General features: G+C 32.4%; 10 protein-coding genes. 4 read left to right on the top strand and 6 right to left on the bottom strand.

Annotated features, from left to right (window positions below):
• The first annotated feature begins 338 nt into the window (after nucleotides 1-338).
• The 4 genes from WC223_05735 (at nucleotide 339) to WC223_05720 (ending at nucleotide 9,531) form a co-directional block, all read left to right on the top strand.
• Nucleotides 339-5,087, top strand: coding sequence for a PKD domain-containing protein (locus WC223_05735; protein ID MFA6923739.1), 4,749 nt, complete (start codon nucleotides 339-341; stop codon nucleotides 5,085-5,087).
• Nucleotides 5,088-5,101: 14 nt separating this feature from the next.
• Nucleotides 5,102-6,184: a PorP/SprF family type IX secretion system membrane protein gene (locus WC223_05730; GenBank protein ID MFA6923738.1), complete on the top strand. Its 1,083-nt coding sequence runs from the start codon at nucleotides 5,102-5,104 to the stop codon at nucleotides 6,182-6,184.
• A 2-nt stretch (nucleotides 6,185-6,186) separates the two neighbouring features.
• Entirely contained in the window at nucleotides 6,187-8,226 is a 2,040-nt protein-coding gene (locus WC223_05725) for an OmpA family protein (GenBank protein MFA6923737.1), read from the top strand.
• Between the two features lie 99 nt (nucleotides 8,227-8,325).
• Nucleotides 8,326-9,531, top strand: a complete 1,206-nt coding sequence (locus tag WC223_05720) for a YCF48-related protein (protein MFA6923736.1) — start codon at nucleotides 8,326-8,328, stop codon at nucleotides 9,529-9,531.
• A gap of 215 nt (nucleotides 9,532-9,746) precedes the next feature.
• Here WC223_05720 and WC223_05715 read toward each other — a convergent pair whose 3' ends face one another.
• The 6 genes from WC223_05715 to WC223_05690 form a co-directional block, all read right to left on the bottom strand.
• Complete coding sequence (locus WC223_05715) at nucleotides 9,747-10,100, bottom strand: RNA-binding protein (GenBank protein MFA6923735.1); 354 nt, start codon at nucleotides 10,098-10,100, stop codon at nucleotides 9,747-9,749.
• 67 nt (nucleotides 10,101-10,167) lie between these two features.
• Complete coding sequence (locus tag WC223_05710; protein ID MFA6923734.1) at nucleotides 10,168-11,682, bottom strand: NAD(P)H-hydrate dehydratase; 1,515 nt, start codon at nucleotides 11,680-11,682, stop codon at nucleotides 10,168-10,170.
• 90 nt (nucleotides 11,683-11,772) lie between these two features.
• Nucleotides 11,773-13,053: a peptidoglycan DD-metalloendopeptidase family protein gene (locus tag WC223_05705; protein MFA6923733.1), complete on the bottom strand. Its 1,281-nt coding sequence runs from the start codon at nucleotides 13,051-13,053 to the stop codon at nucleotides 11,773-11,775.
• A 7-nt stretch (nucleotides 13,054-13,060) separates the two neighbouring features.
• Nucleotides 13,061-13,909, bottom strand: a complete 849-nt coding sequence (locus WC223_05700; protein MFA6923732.1) for a DUF4292 domain-containing protein — start codon at nucleotides 13,907-13,909, stop codon at nucleotides 13,061-13,063.
• Nucleotides 13,910-13,918: 9 nt separating this feature from the next.
• Nucleotides 13,919-15,667 carry a tetratricopeptide repeat protein gene (locus WC223_05695; protein ID MFA6923731.1) on the bottom strand — a complete coding sequence of 583 codons (1,749 nt, stop codon included), beginning with the start codon at nucleotides 15,665-15,667 and terminating at the stop codon, nucleotides 13,919-13,921.
• A 100-nt stretch (nucleotides 15,668-15,767) separates the two neighbouring features.
• Nucleotides 15,768-16,778, bottom strand: a complete 1,011-nt coding sequence (locus WC223_05690) for a sugar phosphate nucleotidyltransferase (protein ID MFA6923730.1) — start codon at nucleotides 16,776-16,778, stop codon at nucleotides 15,768-15,770.
• Nucleotide 16,779: the final 1 nt, after the last annotated feature.

Raw genomic sequence — 16,779 nt, 5'->3', positions numbered from 1 at the left:
AATTTTAGTAATACTATGCTAAAAACCTACCGGTTAAAAAAATATTTTTCTCAGGCAACTTTACTATATTTATGGTGCCTTATTAAAAAGAGAAATTAAAATTAATGGGTAATACAGCTTTGAATTATCACAGTTGTGGCTAACTCCTCAAAATAAACCAACTTATCTTCCAAAACAAAATAATTATCTTTTTAATTCTCATTTTTAAAATTCCAAACTCACGTTAGTAAAAGCAAACAAAAATACCTTTTCTTCGTATAATAAACTTTAGAGTCATAATTACTTAAAATCAAGATTAAAAAAAGCAATAAATTTACTATATTTGATAAAAATATTTTATGTTTTATTTTATCAGATTGACAACAATGAATATGAAAGCTCATAATATTTTTTTTAAGAACGCCCGGAGTAGTTCGTACAGTCAGTCAATAAAACTCATACTTTCATTTTTTCTTCTATTTATAACATCATTCCTTTTTGCTCAGCCAACTGCTATTTTTTCTTCCGACAAAACAGTTGAATGCACACCAGCCATCATTCAGTTTACTGATTTGTCGACAGGCAATCCCACATCATGGTTTTGGGATTTCGGTAATGGAAACACTTCGATTCTGCAAAATCCGACATCATTTTATGTCACGCCGGGTGCATATACGGTAAAGCTTGTAGCATCTAATATTTCCGGAAGTGATACTTTAATAAAACCTTATTATATCAGAGCATATTCATCGCCTGAAAGTAAATTTAATACAAAAGATACTGCTGGCTGTGCACCCTTCAAGGTTAATTTCACCGATGCATCAGTTCCGCAATCAAGTGTCATTACAAGCTGGTTCTGGAATTTCGGAGACGGAAGTTATTCAACTTCACAAAACCCAACACATACCTATGACTCGGCAGGCAATTATACCGTTTATCTTATAGTTAAAGATGCTAACGGTTGTCAGAATTTTTTCTTTATCAACAATTACATAAAAGTACATAAACCAAAAGCTCATTTTAACGATTCCATTGTTGGCTGCGCACCTCCGGCAAATGTTATTTTTATTGATTCATCAAGCGGTGACAAGCTATCATACCGATGGAATTTTGGCGATGGTACAATTTCTATTGCGGTAAATCCGACACATATTTACAATACAGCCGACACTTTTAAAGTCAACTTGATTGTTACAGATAACATAGGATGCAGAGATACATTTCCGAAAGATTTAATTGTAAAAAATTATAAAACAGATTTCATTTACGACGTCAACTGCGATACTGTTGCCCCTTTTTTCATTGTCAATTTTCACGATTTATCAACTCCGTCTCCTTCATCGTGGAACTGGAGTTTTAGCGATGGGTTTAACTCAAATATACAAAACCCTTCTCATGATTATTATTTGAAAACCCCTTTTACTATAACGCTGATATCCACAATCGGCAATGGATGTATGGATACAACAACAAAAGTATATATTCCACCCAAGGCAAATTTCACTGCTGACAGTATTTCTTGTTCATCCCCGTTTCAGGTAAATTTTATAAATACTTCCACAGGCACGAATATTTCAAGTTATTTTTGGGTTTTCGGTGATGGTGATAGTTCAGTAGTTCAAAATCCGGTTCATATATATTCTGTTGCTTCCTCAGTAAAGTTCAAAAACTTCAATGTAAAACTTATCGTTACAAACAATTTCGGATGCACTGATACTATTACAAAAGTTATATCAATAGTCAGAACTATTGCAAAGTTTGAAGCCACTCCTACTGAAGGTTGTATTCCGTTACAGGTTCAGTTCACAGATAAAAGCATTTCTATTGAAGCTATAAATTTCCGTTTATGGAATTTCGGTGACGGGACAACATCAAATCTGCCAACCCCAACTCATATTTATACAGATACCGGAAAATATTCAGTTACTTTAATAATAAAAACAATTAATGGTTGCAATGATACACTTGCAATTTCAGATTATATAAAAGCAGGAATCAAGCCCGATTTCATTGATTTTACAATTACTCCAGCAGGCAATTGTTTCAATTCTGTATTTTCTGTTGATACTTTGTGCTTTCATAATTGGTATCAATCCTGGGACCTATCAGGATTCAACGATACTTCAATCCATACCAATAATTGGTTCTGGAGTTTTGTATACATTCCATATTTAAAACTTAAACTTATGGACTCATCTAAAGTACAAAATCCTGTTTTCAATACAGGACATATACCAATGGGTTTGGATACTATTTTTTTTGTTGCAGGATTTAACGGTTGTAATGATACAATATATAAAAGAATATGGAATGTAAAACCCAGGTCGGGAATATGTCATCTCAGACCTGATTCATCTGAAGGTTCAACTACTGATATGGCTGCCTGCTATCCTCCCGTAAAATTAGGTTTTTACGACTGCTCCATCGGGGCTGATACTACAGTTGATTTCAAAATGACAGATTTACAAACGGGAATAAATACCATCTTAAATCCTTTGGATACTACATTTATTAATTTTACTAAAGCCGGACGTTATGGTTTTAACATTATAACAAGAAACTTCACTTCAAAAACTGGCGGCTGCGGCGATTGTAACCCGGATTATATGCTGGTAATTGATAGTGTTGTTAATGGGTTTACCCCCACTGCAGATACTACCTGCCAGGGAATAACATTTTATTTTAAAGATACTTCTATAAGTTTCTATGGTGAAATAAAACAATATTACTGGGAATTTGGTGATGGTGATACTCTTGTTAATGATAAAGTTCAATATTCTATTTATTATGATTTCTTGGATTATATTCCCGGTATTAACGAAATAATTTTCCCGTACAGAGTTACGGGTACCGATACAATTATTTATCCCAAACATAACCATGATGGCAATCACAACGGGAGAACTAAAGGCACATACAGAAATCCCATTCATACCTATAAAGACATCGGAACTTATATTGTAAAACGCATATTGAAAGTAAACGTTTATTATTTGTGTTGTGGTGATTTAAAAAATGATACTCTGGTCTGTACTTATGTATCAACAGACACTATCAAAATCGTTAGCAAAGCAGGTATAAAAGGAGGATTTACAGTCAGCAATACCACAGCATGTCCCGGAGCTCCGGTTTTTTTTACAGATACTACAATTTCCGATTATACGGTAACCAAATGGCGATGGGACTTTGGCGATGGCAGTCCTTTCGATACAGTTCAAAATCCTGTTCATTCATATTCAATTTCCGGTAATTATTCCGTAACACTTTATGTGAAAAATATCTTTGGATGTGAAGATACTGTTATAAAAAAACAACTCATACACATTAGACCTTTAGCAAATTTTTCAATACAAAACAGTAACCTTTGCTATGGCGATTCTTTATTCTTTATGAATTCTTCTTCGGGTTATAAACTAACATACTCATGGAATTTCGGTGATGGCACCACAAGTAGCGTTTTAAATCCAAAACATAAATACAACTCAATAGGAACATATACTGTTTCTCTCACAGTAACTGATTCATCGGGTTGCAGTCATAAAAAAACGATGAGTAATATACTCATGAAACAAAAGCCAACTGCAAACTTCAACGGAAATCCTGTTTCTACAGATTGTCCACCATTAGCAGTAATCTTTTTCGATTTGTCTTCTTCCGATGTAAACCAATGGCACTGGGATTTTGGCGATGGCAACTTTTCAAACCAGCAAAATGCAGCTCATCTATTTATTACTTCTGGTAATTTCGATGTTAAATTAATTGTTTCAAATAATGAAGGATGTTCCGACTCATTGATAAAAAACACATTTGTAAAGGTAGGCGGACCCGTAGGAAATCTGTCTTTCAATCCTGATTCAATTTGCAACCCCGATACGGTTTTGTTTGCTGCAAATACCAAAAACACCATTGATTATTTTTGGGATTTTGGTGATGGCAGCGTTGTTTATCGTTCTTCATCAAGCAATAAAGACAGCATAATACATTTCTATTCAAAACCCGGAACATATACTCCAAGTTTACTATTGCGGGATTCTCTCGGTTGCACTTATATAGTTCCGAAAACAGAAAAAATATATCTCGAAAATATTATTGCCGGTTTTAATCTTGACGATACTGTATTTTGCAACACTGGAAATATGGCTCTAATAAATACAACAACACATATTTTTCCCGATTCATATACATGGAATTTTGGAGACGGAAATACAAGCATTGTCGTATCACCCACTCACTCATTCAGCAATCAGGGTAAATATAACATTTCTCTTTACGCATTAAGCGACATCGGTTGTTTATCAACCATAACAAAAACAATAAAAGTTAACAAAGCTCCCGTTATTATTTTGTCTCCCGAAGATACTGCCGGCTGTATTCCTTTTAGTTTAACATTTTCGGGAAACAATTCCGACACATCAGTATATGTTAACTCATGGCTGTGGAACTTCGGCGATGGACACAACGGCACAGGCAATATTACAACTCACACTTTTATAAATCAAGGTTCTTATATGGTAAATTTGAATGTAATATATGCCAATAATATTTGCACAAAAAATAATATCATTCATATTAATGCATTCAAATGGCCTGTTTCCGATTTTACTTTCAATCCTATAAATCCTTCTTTGACAAATCCTGCAATTATTTTCAGAAATATATCTTCTTATGGAAACAGATGGCTTTGGTATTTTGGTAATGGTGATTCTTCGATTCTTAAAAATCCTATTTATACTTATAAAACATCCGGAACATATACTATTACACTTATAACATTCAACAGCTCCGGATGCAGTGATACAATACGCAAAACTATTTATGTTTCTTCCGAAGATTTCATAAAAGTTCCCGAAGCATTTTCTCCTAATGGAGATGGACGGAACGATAAATTCAGAATATTATACAGCGGAGTTATTCAATCACTGGAGTTCAGAATTTTCAACAGATGGGGCGAAATGGTATTCGAAACAAATGATATAAATACTGGTTGGGACGGCACTTATAAAGGTAAACCACAGGAAGAAGGAACATACAGTTATTATATTCTGGCAAAAATGATAAGCTCAACAACTCCCAAATTATTAAAGGGAAATGTAACATTAGTAAGGTAAATTAAAATAGTTTAATGTTTAAAGTTAAGAAAATATTGCTGACATATAGCTGTACGCCCCATGCCCTATGCCCTATGCCCTATGCAAATAAAATATTATTATTATTTTTATTGCTTGTTTCTGATTTTATTTTTTGTCAGGATATTCATTTTTCACAATTTTATAACTCTCCCCTGTCTTTAAATCCAGCCCTCACAGGAAATATTGATGGAAACATGAGAGCTATTACTAATTACAGAAATCAATGGAACAGCATTTCCGTTCCTTATATAACTTCCTCCATTTCTTTCGATTCAAAATTTCTTGAGGACCGGTTAAAAGATGATGCTATAGGTGCAGGACTGATAATTATTAACGACAGAAGCGGTGAAGGTCATTTGAGTAATTTCCAGTTTATGTTAAGCACATCATATTGCAAAAAACTTGATGCAAAAAAAGAACATTCAATATCAATAGGATTTCAAGCCGGTTTTTTTCAGAAGAAAATTGATTTTACGAAATTATCTTTCGAAAGTCAGTATTTAGCTGGTGATTTCAACACAAATATTCAAAGCGGAGAAAACACTTTGAATTTTAACATCAGTAAATTCGATATGAGTTCGGGGATTTCCTACCAATTGCAAAAGCCCGGTAATCTAAATATTAACGGAGGATTTTCCGTACATCACATAACAAAGCCCAATGAATCGTTATCGGGAAATATTGCACCAATGCCATTATTATTTGGATTATACTTCAATGCGAAAAAAGTCATTAACGAAAAAATAAATATAAAACCAGATATATTATTTATTATGCAGAATAAAGCCAAAGAATTGAATCTTGGCAGCAGATTGGAATATATCTTTAAAACCACTAACGGAGTTTTTTTGAATTTTACAATTGGCGCCGCTTATCGCACATCAGATGCAATAATTGTAATTACAGGAATTAAATATGAAAAATGGGATGTCTGCGTTAGCTATGATATTAATAATTCAAAGCTGCATCCGGCAACTAATTTCAATGGAGGTTTTGAATTTTCAATAATTTATACCGATAAATTTTTATCAGGAAAAAATAAAATTCCATTTTCAATACCTTGTATAAGATTGTAAAAATGCTCAAAAATAAAATACATATATTTTTTATATTATTTGTTTTAACGTTTTGCTTTTCCAATGCGTCAGCACAACTTTTCAATTTTAATAAAAAGAATAAAGCAAATAAATTTAAAACTATCCGCCTTGCTGATTATGCTTTTACTAACGGGAATTACAATGCTGCGGTTGACTTGTATCTTAAAATTTACGAAACTGAACCCAACAAAGCATATATTTCATACAACATTGCAGAGTCATATTACAATCTCCGCAAGTACAAAAAGGCGGAAATATGGTATAAAGAAACCTGCTTTTCTGACCCCAATGCATACCCGCTTGCAAAATTTAAATACGCTTCAATGATGAAATATAACGGAAATTACAAAGCGGCAATAAATGCTTTTTCAGAGTTCTCTAAAACATATAAAGGTCAGGATGCACAGTATTATAAAAAACTCGTTAAGAAAGAAATTAAAGATTGTGAATTTGCTTTAGCAGCAAGTATTGACTCATCCGCTGTCATCATTGAGCATCTTGATACAAGCATAAACAGGGAAAATTCCGATTTCGCAGCAATACCATTCGACAGCACCAAACTTATTTTTTCATCTCTGCGGCTCAACAGTTCCGAAAATAATAATTTATGTTTACCCAAAACAAAATTATATCTTGCCGAAAAAAATGATAACGGAAAATATATTTTAAAAAAAGAATTTGACAGTACTTTAAACAGCGAAAAAGCACATACTGCCAATGGAACTTTTTCAGCCGATAAAAAAAGATTTTATTTTACACGTTGTAAAACCGATGATAATTCAAAAACAATATGTAATTTATATGTAAGCGAATTTAAAAACCTTAAATGGCAGGAGCCCGTCAAACTACCTGATGTAATTAATTATCCCGGATATTCAACCACACAACCAAACATTTCAATTAGTGCAAGTGACAGCACTCAGGAAATTTTATATTTTTCTTCCGACAGACCTGGCGGAAACGGTGGTTATGATATCTGGTACTCTATCATAACTAATAAGAATAATTATTCCGAAGTGGTGAACTCCGGCACAAAAATAAACACTCCCGGAAATGAAATCACTCCTTTTTATGACGAAAAAAACGAAACATTATATTTCAGTTCCGACGGATTGAAAAGCATAGGAGGTCTTGATGTTTTCAGTTCTAATGGTTCGCTTTCGAAATGGAAAGATGCTGTGAATATCGGTTGTCCTATAAATTCAAGCGTTGATGATTTTTATTATATTTTGATAAACTCAGGCACTGAAAAAAACAAAGAGGGTTTTTTTAGTTCTAATCGTGCTGTAAATGATACAACCGACGAAGGAAATACATGCTGTGATGATATTTATAAATTTCAATATCTTAATAATAACGAATTTGTCATTACAGGAAAAGTATTTGAACAACATTCCGATTCAAAGGTGCCTACGAATTCCGTAATCACTCTCTCAGTTATTACCGACACGGTTTCTATTTTATCAACCGATTCGATTTTAAGCAATGAAGAATTTATTCTCAAATTAAAACCTAATACAAATTATCAGCTTAATGTATCGGAAGAAGGATATTTTGATGAACAATACAGCATAAACACAACAGGATTAACCAAGCTTGAAAATTATAAGTTGAATTTTAACCTCAAGAAAAAACCGGAACAAAATAAAACATATTCACTGAAAAATATTTATTTCGAATTTGATAAAGCAACATTAACAGCCGAATCGATGGAAGAATTAAATTATCTTGTAAGCATTCTTAAAAAATTACCAAATGCAATTGTAGAAATAGCGGCATATTCAGACAGTATAGGCGACGAACAATATAATCTGATTTTATCGCAAAATCGCGCCAATAGTGTCGTACAGTATCTTGTTGATAAGGGAATCAGTGAAAAGCTTTTAATTCCGAAAGGATGTGGAAAAACAAATCCCTTAGCTCCAAATACGAATATTGACGGAACCGATAATCCGCAAGGAAGACAACAAAACAGAAGAGTTGAATTTAAAATTATTGGCGAATTTTATAAACAAGATTAAAACGAAAAAGTCGTAAGAATTTAGGCGTAAGTAATAAGAAAAATAAGGCGTAAAGCATAAAAAATTGAACTCTGAACATTGAATGAAAAAAATATACACATGAAAAAAATCAAATTTCTTTATTTATTCTCATTCTTTTTATTGCTTCAAATGAGCAACGTTAATGCACAGTGGAACGACATTTCCCTGTCGATGCTGTATAATTTCAATTCTGTTTTTTTTAATAACATTTCTACGGGATATATTACAGACTACAGTGGAATAGTAATTAAAACAACCGATGGCGGAAATTCATGGAAAGCATTGTCCACTCCGCAAAATAAATATTTTAATGCTCTTTATTTTACGGATTTAACAAACGGATACATGGTTGGCGACAGTGGAATAATTTTAAAAACAACAAATGCCGGAAGTACATGGATAACAATTTCAAATGCTTACAATTGCCGGTTGAACAGTTTGCATTTCATTAATTCTTCCACCGGCATTGCCGTTGGTGACAACGGAATTATTCTTAAATCCACGGATAGCGGCAACAATTGGACTTACGTTTTATCCCCTTCTATTTATATTTTAAAAGCTGTTTCTTTTCGTAATAATACCGGCTATGCTGTTGGCATTAACGGAACAATTATTAAAACTACCGATGGCGGAAATTTCTGGGTAACCGGCACATTAAATACAACCAATACGTTAAATAGTTTATCATTAATAAACGATAGTATTTGCTATATTGCAGGAAACAACGGGAAAATATATAAAACCACAAACGCAGGCAGCGACTGGGATTCATTAATTAATTTTACTAATGAAAATCTGAATGGTATTTTTTGTTACCAAAACGGGAAATGCTATACTGTCGGTAACAACGGTGTTATATTCAAGTCATCAAATGATGCAAGCTGGAGCAGTCAGATTTCAAATACATCAAGCCATATAAATTCATTGTTCTTCCTTAATCCCGATACGGGATATGTTGTAGGAAACAACGGACTAATACTTAAAACCACTGATGGTGGTGTTGATTTTGTGAAAGAAAAACTTATCGATAAAATAAATATTTCCATTTTTCCTAATCCATGTATAAATGTTTTTTATGTAAAAATATTAACCGATATTAAAATTGAAAGTGATTTACTTATTGAAATGCAAAATCTAAACGGACAGATTGTTCTTTCTAAAAGAGTTGTTTGTAATGATAATTTTATAATGCCTGTAAATATTACAAATTATTCAAAGGGAATTTATTTTGTAAAATTGATAAACAGCAGGTTTGTAAAAACAAGTAAGATTATTATTGAATAAAGTTTTGGTTCTATAATGATAAGTGCTGGGAAATGTAGCGGCGGTGAGATAGAAAAATAAAATACAGCAGTATACTAACAAAATTCGATAAAATAAAACATTTTCTGATTTCGTTAATAAAATAACAGAACCAATCCTGACTAACTTAGTTGTCGGGATTAATTAGAATTAATAAACTTTTCTGATTAAAAGGGATTCAAATACCTGAAAAATCCTTAATAACTAGATCGTCTGTTACCGTCTCTGCTATTTCCTTTATTATAACCGCCTTTATTGTAACCTCCGCGGTCATTTCCTCTTCTGGAATCGCTTCCTCCGGTTCTTTCTTTTTTCTCTTCCGCTTTATTAACAACAATAGAACGTCCCTGGATTTCAGTACCATTTAATTCATCAATTGCTTTTTGAGCTAGCTCATCATCTGGCATTTCAACAAATCCAAAACCTTTACTTCTTCCTGTGAATTTATCAGTAATGATTTTAACTGAGGAAACTTCACCGTAGTTTTCAAAATACTCCCCCAGTTTAGATTCTTCTAAACTATAAGGAAGACTTCCAATAAAAATGTTCATAAAAATTATTTAAATTAATTGGTTAAGTTACAAATATAATCATTTTTTGTTAACGAACAAATTATATTTATTTCAGCATTTTAAATGCCATCCCGATATTTTCGATAATGTCACCTGCTATGAGAGATTCATAGCCGGTTTCTTCGGCTGCAATATCACCTGCCAGCCCATGCAGATAAACTCCGATAATGCATGCTTCCTTTGAAGAATATCCTTGAGCCACCAATGATAAAATCATTCCTGTCAACACATCACCGCTGCCGGCTGTAGCCATTCCTGGATTTCCCGTAGAATTATAATAAATATTTCCATCGGGACAGGTTATGGAAGTGTGCGCGCCTTTTAAAACAAGGTATGCCTGATGTTTATACGTAAAATCGCGTTGTATTTGCTGGCGTTCTACTTCATTTTTTGGCTTTCCGCATAATCGTTCGAACTCACGCGGATGGGGAGTGAATATGCAATTCAATGGTAAAAATGAAAGCCAAGTTTTATTTTCGGCAATAATGTTTATTGCATCTGCATCAAAAACCAATGGCCAGCTTGCATTCTGAATTATCAGCTTTAAAGCGCTTTGAGTTTCTTTTTCAGTGCCTATTCCGGGACCAATACCAACGGCAGAATATTTCGAAATATCAATAAAAGATGAAATAATATTTTCATTTTCATCAATGTCGAGCATTGTTTCGGGAATAGCGGTTTGCAAAATGTTATAGCCGCACTTCGGAATATGTGCGGTCAGCAATCCCACACCGGTGCGTAAACATGCTTTTGAAGCCAGCACAGCGGCACCAATTTTTCCATAACTTCCCGATAAAAGCAAAGCATGTCCGAAATTTCCTTTATGTGCAAATTTCTTACGTTTTTTAAGATTAGGTATTACATCTCCAAATGTTAAAATAAAATTTTGCGTTTCTGCTTTATTTATAAAATCAGAATTTAAGCCGATAGGCAACACCACAAAATCGCCAATGTATTCGGCATTTTCCGGAAACATAAAAGATAATTTCGGCAATTCAAAAGTGAGAGTATAGTCGGCTTTAAAAATATTATTAAAAATATTTTTTGAATTATCTTCACAAAATAAACCCGATGGAACATCAATTGCAATTTTCACTGCTTCTGTTTTATTCATTATATAAATAACATCGGCAGCTAATCCCTCAACAGGTTTGGATAAACCCGAACCGAAAATTGCATCAATAATAACGCACTTTTGTTCACATTTAAAATTTTTAATTTGTTCTTTTGATGAAATGGCGGTTATTTTAACTGTTTTGATTTTTTTCAAACGTTGTTCATTTATTTTAAAATCATCCGAAAACTTGTCGGAATGTTTAATAATAAAAACCTCAACATTATATTTTTTTGCAGATAAAAGGCGGGCAACAGCCAATCCATCACCTCCATTATTTCCGCATCCGCAGAATATTTTTATTTTATAATTTTTATTGAAGTTATCTGTGAGCCACCCCGAACATGCCTTTGCGGCACGTTCCATCAAGTCAATGGATTCTACCGGCTCGTTTGTTATCGTATATGCATCGGCCTCTTTGATTTGTTTTGCAGAAAGAATTCTCATGGCAAAGATTTTGAAAATACAAAGATAAATAAATCAAACATCGAATAATAAACTTCGAAGTTTTTACTAACGACTATTGACAAATGACTATTATTTCCTACTAATCCACAATGAAGGGTCAAGAGTTTTTTTGCCATTCCATATTTCGAAATGAAGTTCGGTTTTTGAATCGCTTGGGTCGGTATATATTTTACCTATGTTTTGTTTTGTTTTTATATTTTCGCCCATTTTAACATAAACCTCGAACAAGTTTGAATAAACAGTCAGGTAGTTGCCGTGTCGGACAATTACGGCTTTATTCGCTCCGGGAATTGAAACAATGCCCGTAACTTTTCCACTGAATATTGCCCTGCATGTCGCTCCCTGATTTGTACCTATATCAATACCGTTATTATTAATTTTAACATTCGGCAATACAAGATGCGGGTGCGAACCGAAAGAGCTTACTATAACTCCTTTTTCCGATGGCCATGGCAATTTCCCCTTGTTGTTTGCAAAATCATCTGAAATAATCTGCTCTTCGGGAGTTAATTCATATATTGAATTAACATTTTTTTCTTCCTTATCCTTAACCTTAATCTTATCCTTAACTTTTTTTGCTTTTTTCACTTCCGTTGATTTTCTTATTTCTTCAGCAATAATAGACTCAATAGCTCGTTGAAGTTTCTTAGCTGCTTTTTCTTTTTCTTTCAATGTAGCAATAAGTTCCTTTTCTTTTACTTTAAGTTTTTTTACTGCAATATTTTTTTCCTCTTTTTCCCTTGACAATTTTTCTTTTTCGGTTTCTTTATTTTTCAGTATTGTTTCCTTACTGTTTTTTTTCTCTTTCAATTCCGAAACTTTTTGTGAAAGTTTCATTTCGGTTTTAATAATCATCTCAGCTTGCTCTTTTCGATATTTGCTGTATTGCTGCATATATTTAAGTCGTTTATATGCCTGATTAAAATCTTTTGCAGAAAAAATAAAAAGTAAAATATTGTATGAGCTTCTGTTTTTATTGGCATAATAAATCATTTGTGCATATTCATCTTTTAATCCATGAAGTTGTTGTTCCAGATTTTTTATTATTGACGAAGTGCTTAATATTTTATTATCCAATCCTGTAATATCTTCGCTCAGAGCTTCAATTAAATCTTCGCGCATGCTTATTTTATTATTAAGAATCATCAACTGGCTGAGCGAAATTTGTTTGTTCTTTTTTGTTTCCTTGAGAAGCTTGTTTGTATATTCAATATCTTTTTCAATTTTACTTTTATCTTTCTGTAATTTGTCTTTGCTTTGAGAATATGATAAATTCAGGGTATTAAAAAAAAATAATAAACAAAGTAAGATTAATATAAAACCAAACCTTATTCTGTTCTGATGCAGCATAAAAAAATTATTTTATTATTTTATTAAAACTATCAGGAATATTGAATGGAAATGTTTGCGGCTCATCAACAACAAATTTCGTAAAATTTATTTTGATATTTATTTTTTTCTCAGCATTAATATCAAAATTCATTTTAAATGGGAAAATCTGCCCGTCAACACTTCTAAAATCCGAATATTCTACTTCAAGCTTTCTTCCCTGCTTGAATTCATTTATAAAATGTTTTATGATTTTGTAATTTTCGGGATTAAGCCATATATCTTCAATAAAAAGCCGTGAAGGGTCGGTATCAGTTTTTGATTTTTTTAATTTGCGTCTGCCAACCGTCCAAAGCAAATAATTATCTTTTGATATAGATGATTTGAATTTATCGTTTTCATAATATCTGAAATCGTTGCCTGTAAGGAATGACTCAAGCATGTCATAATCAAGGTCGGTGTTAAACAACTGATTCAAATACTTAAAATCACCGACAAAATACTTTGACTTTAATCTATAAATATATTTCAGGGAATCATTGGAAATTAAAATTCGCGTAACTTCAATCCCCATTGCCGACAAAGAGAACCATATAGCACTGTCGCAGCGTATTTTCAGATTGCCGTTAAAGGATATTTCTTTTTTATCAATTGTTGCAGAAGCATTGAATTTTGCATTTATCCATTTATATTTGAATTGGTTGCTTTGTAATTTATTAAACAGGAATACTGTGGGGTCTTCAGCAGGTTTTGTTTTTACAGTATCAATAGGAGTTTCTACTTTTTTCTCGTTAATTATAATTTTCTTTGAAGTATGACATGATAAAACAATCAAGCCAAAAAATATTACTAAAAAACTTTTTATTAATTTAATCATATATCAAACTTACTCCTCAATTAATTTTTTTTCCTGTATTTTTTTATCAAGCAAATCGGAACCTTTTCCTTTTGATTTTGCTTTATTCCAATATTCCAAAGATTTTTCGGCTTCACCGAGTTTATATAAAATATCTCCATAATGTTCCAACATCACAGGGTCATTACCACCATCATGATTCATGGCTTTTTCGAGCCATTTTTTTGCTTCGTTATAATTTTGTTTTTTATATAAGACCCAGCCGTAAGTATCCTCATAAGCAGAATTATCGGGGCTCAGAGTATTGGCTTTTTTTGCCATCTCTTCTGCTTTTTCCAGATTCTTATTTCTTAAAACAAGAAAGTAACTGTAGTTGTTGAGAGCACCGGCATTTTTAGGGTCAACCTCAAGACATTTTTCGTAAGATTTATCGGATGCATAGTAATCTTTTGTTTCGTTATATGCTTCACCGAGCATTGAAAAAAATTCGGAAAGCATTTGCTTGTTTGCTCCTGCATAATCTTTTCCTTTCTTCAATATTTCAATTGCAACATCGTATTTTTTCATAAACATTCTTGCCATGCCACAATAGATGTATGGCACCGGCTGGTTAGGGAAAAGCTCTATTATTGTTAAACATGTTTTTTCAAGTGACGTATAATCTTTTAATTCATTATCAATTATTATTAATTGTTCCCATACCACGTACTTGCTGCTGTCGAGGGAAACTACTTTCAGAAATTCTTTTTTTGATTCTTCTGTTTTTTTATCCCTATACAAAAAATCGCCGTATATGGAATGTGCTTTTGCATTTTCAGGATGTACTTCAACCAATATTTTTAAAAGCTGAAACGCCTGATTTTTCAGCGATGTATCTTTTTCAGAAAAAGCATAATAGTCAAGCAGAATCTTGACTTTAGCATCAATATTAAGATTACCATTGGCAAACGCAAGTTTAATTTCTTCGAATGCTTTTTCTTTTTCCCCGATATTTTGATAATAGTTTGCTATAGAAATATGAACCATTCCGTTGTCGGGTTCTATTTCGAGCATTTTTTTGTATAATTCGAATGCTTCCGTTTTTTTATTATCCATCAGATACAACTCAGCGAGAATTCCGTAATATTTTATTTCTTTGGGATATTTTTGTATTAATGTTTCGATTTCTTTCATCGCCATATCAAGCTTTTTCATTTGAAGGTAAAGTTTTTCTTTCTGAAAAGAAAGTTCTTCGAGTATTCCGAATTTATCCTGAACTTTGTTACAAACTTTAATAGCATCATTATATTTTCCGGCAAAAGTGAGATTATTAATCCAATCGAAATAATAATTCAGATTGTTGGGTTGCATTGCTGTAATTTTTTCACATAAATCAGCTGCATCTTGATATTTTCCGGTCTTTGTGTAAATGTCGGATAAAAGTAATTTATACCATATATTTTTATCGTCGTTTTCTACTGATTTTTTTGAATAAAGAAGTGCTTCCTTTAATTGATGGTTTTTAAAAAATAGGTTTGCACACTCATACAAAACTTCCGCATTATTGTTGTCAATCCTCAGGCATTGATTGTAATATTTTACAGCATTCTCATTATTGCCAAGCAATCTTTCTTTTGTTGCATTAAAAAAGTTTGAATTAAATTCTTGCTGCTGTTGTTGTGATATTTCTGATAAAGGTTTTTCAGTATGTTTAAAAATCTTGCATGACGAAATAGTGAAACACAAGCAGACAATAACCAAAATCTGAATTTTAAAAAAAGAAAAAAATTTGTTGCTCATGTTTTATTCAATAATTTAATGCATGTTTATAAATTCTCTACTTTATGGACAAACACTATCTAATGTGATTTATTTTAAAAATTATTATTTATTAATTAATTTACAAGTCCTGTGTAATTGAAGTATAATCGCCAATGTTAAGATTATTTCTGTTTCCCTGATATTCAACATAACTTCCAATCATTGAATTATCAATGTTTGCATTTTCAATTACTGCATTTTCCTGAATGATGCTGTTTGCAATTAAAGAGTTGCTTATTTTTGTACCATTACCAATGGAAACATAAGGACCTATAATTGAATTTGCAAGTTCAACTTCTTCTCCTATATAGCACGGTTTTATTATCAGAGAATTATTTACAATAATATTTTTAGAAACAAGGTTTTCGTTTTTTTTCAATCCAAGAATTCGCTGATTTGTATAAACCGTAGCATTTTTATTTCCGCAATCTAGCCATTCATCAATCTTGCCGACAGTTAATTTTTTTCCATTTTTTGTCATATTCTGCAAAGCATCGGTAAGCTGGAATTCACCTTCTTTTTGAATGTTGCTGTTAACAAGATGTTGTAATTCTTTTTTAAGATTTTCACCATCTTTAAAATAATAAATCCCGATAATTGCAAGGTCGGAAACGAAAGTTTTAGGTTTCTCGATAAAGTCTGTGATAATATTTTCGTTGTTTATTTTTACAACGCCGAAAGCACTTGGATTGCTGACTTTATGAACCCATACCGTTCCGTCATAAGAATCATCTATTGCAAAATTAGCTTTAAATAAGGTATCTGCAAAAGCAACAATAATTTTTCCTTCGAGTATTTTTTCAGCACAAAGAACCGCATGTGCCGTACCGAGTGCATTTTCCTGATAAAAAATTTTGCCTTTAGAACCTGCGTTTTTTGCAATTCTAAGCAAGTCCTGTTCAACATCATCACCAAAAAAACCTGTAACAAAAGCTATTTCTTCAATTTTTTCCTTGCATACTTTTGATAAATCTTCAACCAGATGTTGTATTATGGGCTTTCCTGCAATCGGTATTAATGGCTTTGGTATTGTAAGAGTATGAGGACGCATTCTTTTCCCCATCCCCGCCATTGGAATTATAATCTTCATT

This window comes from Bacteroidales bacterium (assembly GCA_041671145.1).
In the GTDB taxonomy this organism is placed as follows: domain Bacteria; phylum Bacteroidota; class Bacteroidia; order Bacteroidales; family JAHJDW01; genus JAQUPB01.
This window is presented reverse-complemented; position numbering and strand designations above follow the sequence as displayed.

What these genes read in the sequence shown, in the direction of transcription:
- WC223_05735 (MFA6923739.1), top strand. Translation starts at nt 339, where the DNA reads ATGTTTTATTTTATCAGATTGACAACAATGAATATGAAAGCTCATAAT.
- WC223_05730 (MFA6923738.1), top strand. Translation starts at nt 5,102, where the DNA reads ATGTTTAAAGTTAAGAAAATATTGCTGACATATAGCTGTACGCCCCAT.
- WC223_05725 (MFA6923737.1), top strand. Translation starts at nt 6,187, where the DNA reads ATGCTCAAAAATAAAATACATATATTTTTTATATTATTTGTTTTAACG.
- WC223_05720 (MFA6923736.1), top strand. Translation starts at nt 8,326, where the DNA reads ATGAAAAAAATCAAATTTCTTTATTTATTCTCATTCTTTTTATTGCTT.
- WC223_05715 (MFA6923735.1), bottom strand. Translation starts at nt 10,100, where the DNA reads ATGAACATTTTTATTGGAAGTCTTCCTTATAGTTTAGAAGAATCTAAA.
- WC223_05710 (MFA6923734.1), bottom strand. Translation starts at nt 11,682, where the DNA reads ATGAGAATTCTTTCTGCAAAACAAATCAAAGAGGCCGATGCATATACG.
- WC223_05705 (MFA6923733.1), bottom strand. Translation starts at nt 13,053, where the DNA reads ATGCTGCATCAGAACAGAATAAGGTTTGGTTTTATATTAATCTTACTT.
- WC223_05700 (MFA6923732.1), bottom strand. Translation starts at nt 13,909, where the DNA reads ATGATTAAATTAATAAAAAGTTTTTTAGTAATATTTTTTGGCTTGATT.
- WC223_05695 (MFA6923731.1), bottom strand. Translation starts at nt 15,667, where the DNA reads ATGAGCAACAAATTTTTTTCTTTTTTTAAAATTCAGATTTTGGTTATT.
- WC223_05690 (MFA6923730.1), bottom strand. Translation starts at nt 16,778, where the DNA reads ATGAAGATTATAATTCCAATGGCGGGGATGGGGAAAAGAATGCGTCCT.